The sequence below is a fragment of the Pseudomonas sp. PS01303 genome (assembly GCF_029959385.1).
GTDB classification, from domain to species: Bacteria; Pseudomonadota; Gammaproteobacteria; order Pseudomonadales; family Pseudomonadaceae; genus Aquipseudomonas; species Aquipseudomonas rustica.
On record NZ_JASCPK010000188.1, the window covers coordinates 1 to 9119 of the forward strand.

Below are 9119 nucleotides of genomic sequence, written 5' to 3' on the forward strand. Positions count from 1 at the left end.
TAGCGGGCGCGGTTTGGGCATGGGGTTTGAGTGGGCGGGCCGGGCGCTTTCGCGAGCAGGCTCGCTCCCACATTTGAAATGCATTCCCCTGCTCGCGAAGAGGCCCGTCCCGCCGGAAATAGACCTAAGGCTTGCGTAACAAATAGGTATCCATAATCCACCCATGCTCAGCCCGCGCCGCCTTGCGCACGCGCTCTATCTCGTCAGCCACTTCCCCCAACTTGCCGCTGATCAAAATCTCATCCGGCGTGCCCAGATAAGCGCCCCAGTAAATCTGCGTCTGTGGATCCGCCACATGATGGTAGGAATCTTCCGCATCAAGCATCACCACCAGACTGTCCGTGTCACTCACCTTCCCCGCCGCCAAACGCCGGCCGGTGGTGATTTCGATGGAGCGCCCGATGGTGTTCAACGGCACTTTGTGCTGCGCCGCCAGCGCCTGAACGCTGGTGATCCCCGGAATCACCTCAAACTCGAACTCGCAGCGGCCCTCGGCCAGAATCGATTGCAGAATACGCACGGTGCTGTCGTACAACGCCGGGTCGCCCCAGACGAGGAAACCGCCACATTGGCCGTCGGATAATTCTTCATTAATCATCCGTTCGAAGGTCTGCTGCTTGGCCTGGTTCAAATCCACCACCGCCGAGGTGTAATCGACGTCGCCGCGCTCTCGCTCCGGGCAATGCGCTTCGGCGAAGCGGTAGTCGGGGTCGGTGATGTAGCGATCACAGATCTCCCGGCGCAGGTCGATCAGCTTGTCCTTGCTCTGGCCCTTGTCCATCAGGAAGAACACGTCGACCTGATTCAGCGCTTTCACCGCTTGCATGGTGATGTAGTCGGGATTGCCGGCGCCGATGCCGATGACCAATAGTTGTTTCATCAAAATCTTTCCTCAAAATCAATACCCGGCAAACGCAAACGCCAGATACCGTTAAATCGTAATTCGACCGCCGCCAGCGGTTCGACGTCTATCGCGTTGAAGGCTGCGCCCTGCACCACCTGCATCAGCGCCGCGCGCACGATGTAGGGGTGAGTCACCGCGACGATATGGCCAGGCGTCGCTTTCAATTCGTCCAGCCATTTGGCCACGCGCGCAGAGACCTCAACCACCGATTCGCCGCCATGCGGTGCGGCACTCGGGTCTGCCAGCCAGGCTTGCAGCGCTTCGCCTTCCTTATGTTGCAGATCCTTGATCGACCGCCCGTGCCAGCGACCCCAATCGCAATCGCGCAATGCCTCGTCGATCTGCGCGTTTGCGCCAAACCACGCAGCGGTCTGCTGTGTGCGTAATTCCGGCCCGCACAGAATACGGGACGCCGTGGCATATCGATCAGCCAGCAAGTCGGACGCCGCCAGCGGATTTTCAACAGGCTCGTTTGTAGGAAAACACGCCAATTTCTGTGCGACGGTTCGAGCATGGCAAATCAGAGTCAACCGGGTGGTTTGCACAGGGGATCACTCACTCGAAGGGTCTGAAATGGACTAATGCAATCTTCGCGGGCGGCAATTGTGCCGTAAACAGGGGCTTAGCGGGCAACTCGCTGTTCAGGCATTGATGATCCGCGTCAGCAAATATCGGTAATGTCTGACACAACAATGGGCAATGGACTACAAGCCCAGTCGACCACCGCGTAGACCCTGTTACACGGGCGTTTCGTACCTGTTTCACAGCTTGGCCAACCCACGAAAAATTCGCTAGACATGTAACCTCAGTTACATAAATACTGTTTTGGCGAATTGTGAAGCAAATTCGACAAACCCATCCAGCAGGAGCCCGGATGCCCCCTCTCAGAGACCTGATCACCGATCCCGGCCTGGATCTTACGCCGTCGGAGCGCAAAGTCGTTCGCGCCTTGCTCGATCAGTACCCGCGCAATGGTCTGGGGCCGATGGCACGTCTGGCCGATCACGCCGGCGTCAGTGATCCGACCATCGTCCGCCTGGTAAAAAAACTCGGCTTCGGCAGTTACGCCGAATTCCAGGACGCCCTTCTCAGCGACATGGATCATCGCCTGCGCTCACCGCGCACGCTGTTGCAGCCTCGCGCACAGCAAAACAAGGACGACGCCTGGAGCCATTACCTGGCCGACAGCCATCGTTTGCTGGTCGAAACCCAATCGCTGACCCAACCCGAAGACGTGCGCATTCTGACCGACTGGCTGCTCGACGCGCGGCATCAGGTGTATTGCTTTGGCGGCCGTTTCAGCAGCCTGATGGCGACTTACCTGCTCAATCACTTGCGTCTGCTGCGCCCCGGCTGCTTTGCGCTGGAAGACAACGCGCAATTGCCCGACAGGCTGTTCGACCTGCAACGTCAGGACGTCGTCCTGCTGTTCGACTATCGCCGCTATCAGACGCAAGCGCTGCGCGTGGCCACCGCTGCGAAAACCAACAACGCACGGGTGGTGCTGTTCACCGACATTTATGCCTCGCCGCTGCGCGAACTGGCCGACTTGATCATCAGCGCCCCGGTCGAATCAGCCTCGCCGTTCGACACCATGGTGCCGGCGCTGGCCCAGGTCGAGGCGCTGATCGCCTGCCTGACCCTGCGCACTGACAACCTCGCCGATCGCCTGGACGGCATCGACGCCTTGCGCAACGACTTCGCCACCCACTTGCTGGAGGATAAATAAGGATGTTCAGCCTTCCCCACCGCTCGCCGCGGGACTTGCCGTTTGTCACCGACCATACCGCGCTGTTGCTGGTGGACATGCAGCGTGCCTGGCTCGAACCGCAGTTCGATCCGCACCTCAACGATCCGGACGCCGAGTACTTCCTGACCCGAACGCGTATGCAGGTGGTACCCAATCAACGGCGTTTGCTCAGTGCCTTTCGCGAAGCGCAGCAGAACGTGCTGCACACCATTATCGAAAGCCTCACCGCCGATGGTCGCGACCGTTCGCTCGACCACAAACTTTCGGACATGCACCTTCCCAAAGGCAGCGTGCAGGCGCGGATCATCGAAGACCTGACGCCGGTAGAAAACGAAATCGTTCTGCCGAAAACTTCGTCCGGCGTGTTCAACTCGACCAACATCGACTACGTGCTGCGCAACCTCGAAACCCGTCACCTGATCATCGCCGGCATTGTCACCGATCAATGCGTCGACATGGCCGTGCGCGATGCTGCCGATCGCGGTTATCTGGTCACGCTGGTCGAAGACGCCTGCGCCACTTACAGCGCCGAACGGCACAACGCCTGCCTGAACGCGATCAAGGGTTATTGCTGGATCACCGACACCCAAACCATACTCGGCCGGTTGCAGGAGATGCAGCCATGAGTGCGCGCCTGACGCCGCTGCCGATGACCACCATCGTCACCACCGACTTGATCGGCATCACCCGTGGCCGCTCGTTTCCCACCGATGAGCTTGAGCATTATCAAGCGGCGGGTTGCGGCTGGGTGCCGGCCAACAGTGCGTTGACGCCACAGGACGTTATCGCCTCGACCAATCCATGGGGCGCTTATGGCGACTTGCGGCTGATCCCGGATCTGAGCAGCCGCGTCACCGTCAGCAATGGCCCGGACGCGAGTGCGCCAGCGCTGGACTTCATTCACGGCGATATCCGCGAAACCGATGGCCGCCCTTGGGGCGCCTGCCCACGCACGCTGCTGCGCGATGAAATCGAGCGTTATCGCGATGAGTTGGGCTTGCAGGTCAACGCCACGTTTGAACACGAATTCAACCTTCACGCAGGTGTAGCCGAACACTTGGCGTTCTCCCTCGAAGCCCAGCGTCAAGGTGCCGAATTCGGTGGCTGGTTACTCAGCGCCCTGCGTGCTGGCGGCGTCGAGCCGGAAATGTTCCTGCCCGAATACGGCAAGCATCAATACGAAATCACCTGCCGTCCGACGCTCGGCGTAGCGGCCGCAGACCGCGCGGTCAACGTGCGCGAGATCACCCGGGAGATCGCCCGGCAAATGGGCCTCGACCTGAGTTTCGCGCCGAAAACTGCAGCGGAAGCGGTGTGCAACGGTGTGCATCTGCATGTCAGCCTGCTCGATCTGGGCGGCCAGCCGATGCTGTACGACGCGGGCACCAGCAACGGTCTGTCGAGCATCGGTCAGCATTGGGCCGCAGGAATCCTGCACTACTTGCCAGCGTTGTGTGCGTTCACCGCGCCAACGCCGGTTTCGTATGAGCGTTTGCAGCCACATCACTGGAGCGCTTCCTATGCCTGCCTCGGCCAGCAAAATCGGGAAGCGGCGTTGCGCATCTGCCCGACCGTGACTCTCGGCGGCAAATCCGTGGCCCACCAGTTCAACCTCGAATTCCGCGCCATGGACGCCACTGCCTCGCCGCATCTGGCCATGGCCGCCTTGCTGATCGCCGGACGTTTGGGCATCGAACAGCGTCTGGCGCTGAACGCGATCACCGACGAAATTCCCGATTCACTCAACGACGAGCAACGCAAGGCTCGGGGCATTGTCGCCCTGCCCGCCTCGCTGGCCCAGGCACTGGACTGCCTGCGCGACAGTGCAGCCTTCAAAGAATGGCTGCCCAAGCCGTTGCTCGACACGTACCACGCCCTTAAAACCGAGGAACTGGCGCTGACGGAACAGCTCTCGCCCGCTGACCTGTGTGAGCACTATGCACGCCTGTACTGAATCCGCCGAGCTGGGGTTGTTTACTCGACCGGTCTACAACCTGAGCCGCGCCGACTCGACGCATCCTTTGATTCTGGTGTGCGAGCACGCCAGCCGCTACATCCCCGAAGCCCTGAACAATCTGGGCCTGGATGATGCCGCCGCGCGTGAACACATCGCCTGGGACATCGGTGCGCTGCAACTGGCCGAGCAATTATCGGAACAACTGGGCGCAACGCTGTTGAGCGCAAACTATTCACGGTTGCTGATAGACCTGAATCGCCCACGCCATGCGCCGGACAGCATTCCGGCACAGAGCGAGATTTATCAGATTCCGGGTAACCGCGAGCTGGACGAAGCCACGCGCGAATACCGACGTCAGACGCTGTTCAAGCCGTTTCATGCGCGTTTGCAGACGCTGATCGATGAACGCGTTGCACAGGGTCAACCGGTGCGCGTGGTGGGGATCCACAGTTTCACCCCGGTGTATTACGGCCAGCCACGACCACTGGAAATTGGCGTGCTGTTCGGTCAAGCAAAGGAGTACGCGCAACGTCTGCTCGATGGCCTCGGCGAACATCCGCTGAAAGTCGCGGGCAATCAGCCGTACAAGATTGATCCACTGGGTGATATGACCGTGCCCGTACACGGCGATGCCCGAGGCCTCGACTCGGTGCTGATCGAGGTGCGCAACGATTTGCTGCGCAGCCCCGAAGCCGTATCGCGCTGGGCCGGATACCTCGCGCCATTGCTGTAACGAAAGACCGCTGAAGCTGCAAACGATGGACCGACATAACAACTAAAACGACCGATTGGCTGACAAGGAGTTGCGCTTCATGGAAATTGAAGAATTCGGCTACAAGCAAGAATTGAAACGGAGCCTGACGCTGACCGACCTGGTGGTGTACGGGATGATCTTCATGATCCCCATCGCCCCGTTCGGCGTGTATGGCTACGTTAACGCCGAGGCACCGGGGATGGTGCCGCTGGCGTACATCATTGGCATGGTGGCAATGCTATTCACCGCGCTGAGCTACGGCAGCATGGCCAAGGCTTTTCCGATTGCCGGCTCGGTGTATTCCTACGCGCAACGCGGCCTCAATCAACACGTCGGCTTCATCGCTGGCTGGCTGATGCTGCTCGACTATCTACTGATTCCACCGCTACTGTATGTGTACGCGGCGATGGCGCTCAATCATTTGTATCCGGACATTCCGAAAGTCGGCTTCATTCTGGCGTTCCTGGTCAGCGCGACTTTCGTCAACCTGCGCGGCATCACTTTCACGGCGCGGATGAACATCATTTTTCTGCTGGCACAGTTGGTCGTGCTGGGCATTTTCCTGTTCTACGCGTGGACGGCCCTGCACAACGGTGGCGGTAATGGCGAGCTGACCCTGGCGCCGCTGTACAACCCGGAAACCTTCAACTTCGCCCTGCTGATGCAAGCGGTATCGATTGCCGTGCTGTCGTTCCTCGGCTTCGACGCGATCTCGACGCTCGCCGAGGAAATCAAAGGTGATCCGGGCAAAAGCGTCGGCAAAGCCGCACTGATCACGCTGATCGTGATGGGGGTGATTTTCGTCGCGCAAACCTGGATTGCCACCGATCTGGCAGCCGGCATGGGCTTCAAATCCGCCGACACCGCCTTCTATGAAATCGCCGAAATCGCCGCTGGCAGTTGGCTGGCCACCGTCACCGGCGTAGCGACTGCATTGGCGTGGGGCGTTGCTGTGGCGATCACCTCGCAAGCCGCCGTGTCGCGTCTGCTGTTTGGCATGGCCCGCGACGGCAAACTGCCGAAAGTGCTGGCCAAGGTACACCCGAAACACAACACGCCGTACCTGAGTATCTATCTCGTGGCCGTGCTGTCGCTGCTGATCTGCTACCTGTTCATCAATTCGGTCGACACCCTGACCTCGCTGGTCAACTTCGGCGCACTCAGCGGTTTCATGCTGCTGCACCTGACGGTGATCAACTACTACTGGCGTCGGCAGAAATCCGGCCAGGTTATCCGCCACCTGATCTGCCCGGTGATCGGCTTCATCATCGTCGCGGCCATCATGTACAACATGGGCGTCGATGCACAAAAACTCGGCCTGATCTGGATCGCACTGGGGCTGGTGTACCTGTTCTTTCTCAACAAGCTCGGCGCCAGCACCGCACTGCCCGATCCGAGCAATGGCTGACATAAAAAAGGGCGGCGTCTGACAACAAATCAGGCGACCGCTGATTTCGCGCGTGGAAACCGACAGTGATAGTCAGGTTCGGCGAATTCGCCGAATCTTTTGATACAGGAGTACATCCATGCTGGTCTTACGCCCAGTCGAGATAACCGACCTGCCTCAGTTGCAACAATTGGCCCGCGACAGTCTGGTGGGCGTGACCTCCCTGCCGGATGACAGCGAACGGTTGCGCGAGAAAATCGCCGCGTCCTGCGCTTCGTTTGATCGCGATGCGAGCGCGCACGGCCCGGAGAATTACTTTTTCGTGCTCGAAGATCTGGATAACCGGCGCCTCGTCGGTTGCTCCGAGATTGTCTCGACGGCGGGTTTTGATGAACCGTTCTACAGCCTGCGCAATCGCCACTTCACCAGTGCCTCGCGCGAGCTGAACATCGAACACGGCGTGCCGGCGTTATCGCTGTGCCACGACCTCAACGATCACACCCTGCTGCGCGGTTTCCACATCGACGCGGCGCTGGAGCGCACGCCATTTTCTGAATTGCTCTCGCGAGCGCGGCTGCTGTTTATCGCCGCTCATTCGCAACGTTTTGCCGAGGCAGTGATTACCGAAATCGTCGGTTACAGCGATGCGGACGGCAACTCGCCATTCTGGGATGCACTGGGCAAGCATTTTTTCGACTTGCCCTACGTTGAAGCCGAGCGCCTGTGCGGGTTGCAGAGCCGGCGCTTTCTCGCCGAACTGATGCCGCAATACCCGATTTACGTGCCGATGCTGCCGTTGGCGGCGCAGGAATGTATCGGTCGCATTCACCCGGACGGTCAGGAAGCCTTCGATATTCTTCAGCGCGAAGGCTTCGAAACCAACAGCTACATCGACCTGTTCGACGCTGGCCCGACGCTGTATGCGCGCACAGCGAACATTCGCTCGATCACCCATAGCCAGACCGCTCAAGTCCATTCGCAACCACAGATCGATGCGCGTGGCCGTTATCTGCTGAGCAATGACGCGCTGCACGGTTACCGCGCGATTGTCGCCGAACTGGATTATCAGCCAGGGCAACCACTGGCCCTCACCCCGGCCCTGTGCGCCGCATTGAACGTGAGCGAAGGCAGCCCGATCCGGCTGATTGCCCTGTGAACCGCCCGAACAGGCGCGTAAAAGGAGTTACCGCATGATTGTCCGCCCGGTCAAAGTCAGCGACCTGCCCGCGTTAATGACGCTGGTTCAACAGGCCGGCCCGGGGTTCACCACCCTGCCGGCCAACGAAGATCGCCTGGCGCACCGGGTGCGCTGGGCGCAACGTGCGTTCGCCGAACAGGTGGAACGCGCCGACGCCGACTATCTGTTCGTGCTCGAAGACGATGACCAGCGGGTGATCGGCGTCAGTGCGATGTCGGGCGCGGTCGGTTTGCGCGAGCCCTGGTACAACTATCGCGTTGGTTTGACTGTGAGTTCGGCACCGGATCTGGGGATTCAGCGGCAGATTCCGACGCTGTTCCTCAACAACGAACTGACCGGGCAATCGGAGCTGTGTTCGCTGTTCCTGCGCCATGATCAGCGCACCGGCAGCAATGGACGACTGTTGTCGTTGGGGCGTTTGCTGTTCGTCGCCGAGTTTCCGCATCTGTTTGGCGAAAGGATGATCGCCGAACTACGCGGCAGTGCTGACGAGCAGGGTTGTTCGCCGTTCTGGGACAGTCTGGGGCGACACTTTTTCCAGATGGATTTCACCCATGCCGATCACTTGTCCGGCTTGGGCAACAAATCCTTCATTGCCGAACTGATGCCGCGTCAGCCGCTGTACACCTGCCTGCTCACCGAACAGGCGCAGGCTGCAATCGGTCAGGCGCACCCGAATACCGAGCCGGCACTGAAGATTCTTCAAGCCGAAGGATTTGCGCACAAAGGTTACATCGACATTTTTGACGGCGGCCCGGTGATTGAGGCGCCGATCCGCAACATCCGCACCGTGCGCGACAGCCTGGAACTGACCTTGAGCCTCGGCACGCCGGACGAACAGGCGCCGTTGTGGCTGATCCACAACCGTCGTCTGGAAAACTGCCGGATTACCGTCGCCCGCGGTCGCCGCGTCGGCAGCAGCCTGGTGGTTGATCGCCTCACGGCGCAACGTTTGCAGCTGCAACCGGGCAATTCGGTGCGCGCGGTGATGCTGCCGAATCAACAGCAGCAGGCCGTGGCTGCCTGACGATCCACCATAGTGGTATTTGTGCCAGGAGACCCCTGTGGCGAGGGGATTTATCCCCGCTGGGCTGCGAAGCGGCCCCAAAACCAGCCACCTCATTCTTCCAGACATACCGCATTTGCCGGTCTTACGACTGCTTCGCAGC

At 60.0% G+C, this 9119-nt stretch carries 9 protein-coding genes; 7 read left to right on the forward strand and 2 right to left on the reverse strand.

Translation table 11 applies throughout. The features are described 5' to 3' along the window. Nucleotides 1–124: 124 nt before the first annotated feature. Together cobF and QMX93_RS28005 are read right to left on the reverse strand one after the other, a co-directional pair. The gene (cobF, locus tag QMX93_RS28000; protein WP_053119239.1) at nt 125–880 is read right to left on the reverse strand and encodes a precorrin-6A synthase (deacetylating); all 756 of its coding nucleotides are present in this window, start codon (nt 878–880) and stop codon (nt 125–127) included. Beyond that, complete coding sequence (locus QMX93_RS28005; RefSeq protein ID WP_349016563.1) at nt 880–1341, reverse strand: histidine phosphatase family protein; 462 nt, start codon at nt 1339–1341, stop codon at nt 880–882. The genes cobF and QMX93_RS28005 overlap by 1 nt, the downstream gene beginning before the upstream one ends. 437 nt (nt 1342–1778) lie before the next feature. Between QMX93_RS28005 and QMX93_RS28010 the strand changes: the two genes are divergently transcribed. The 7 genes from QMX93_RS28010 to astA all read left to right on the forward strand — a co-directional run bounded on the left by QMX93_RS28010 (nt 1779) and on the right by astA (nt 8977). Further along, nucleotides 1779–2633 carry a MurR/RpiR family transcriptional regulator gene (locus tag QMX93_RS28010; RefSeq protein ID WP_159812478.1) on the forward strand — a complete coding sequence of 285 codons (855 nt, stop codon included), beginning with the start codon at nt 1779–1781 and terminating at the stop codon, nt 2631–2633. Between the two features lie 2 nt (nt 2634–2635). After that, nucleotides 2636–3280 carry an isochorismatase family cysteine hydrolase gene (locus QMX93_RS28015; RefSeq protein ID WP_282358761.1) on the forward strand — a complete coding sequence of 215 codons (645 nt, stop codon included), beginning with the start codon at nt 2636–2638 and terminating at the stop codon, nt 3278–3280. Then, nucleotides 3277–4608 carry a glutamine synthetase gene (locus tag QMX93_RS28020; RefSeq protein ID WP_282358763.1) on the forward strand — a complete coding sequence of 444 codons (1332 nt, stop codon included), beginning with the start codon at nt 3277–3279 and terminating at the stop codon, nt 4606–4608. Before QMX93_RS28015 ends, QMX93_RS28020 begins: the two co-directional genes overlap by 4 nt. Beyond that, nucleotides 4592–5344 (forward strand): N-formylglutamate amidohydrolase, encoded by a 753-nt coding sequence (locus QMX93_RS28025; protein ID WP_212546118.1) that lies wholly within the window; start codon nt 4592–4594, stop codon nt 5342–5344. The genes QMX93_RS28020 and QMX93_RS28025 overlap by 17 nt, the downstream gene beginning before the upstream one ends. 79 nt (nt 5345–5423) lie before the next feature. Further along, complete coding sequence (locus QMX93_RS28030; RefSeq protein ID WP_159812482.1) at nt 5424–6773, forward strand: APC family permease; 1350 nt, start codon at nt 5424–5426, stop codon at nt 6771–6773. Nucleotides 6774–6891: 118 nt separating this feature from the next. Then, nucleotides 6892–7908 (forward strand): arginine N-succinyltransferase, encoded by a 1017-nt coding sequence (locus QMX93_RS28035; RefSeq protein WP_282358768.1) that lies wholly within the window; start codon nt 6892–6894, stop codon nt 7906–7908. 34 nt (nt 7909–7942) lie between these two features. Further along, nucleotides 7943–8977: an arginine N-succinyltransferase gene (gene astA, locus QMX93_RS28040; RefSeq protein ID WP_282358769.1), complete on the forward strand. Its 1035-nt coding sequence runs from the start codon at nt 7943–7945 to the stop codon at nt 8975–8977. Nucleotides 8978–9119: the final 142 nt, after the last annotated feature.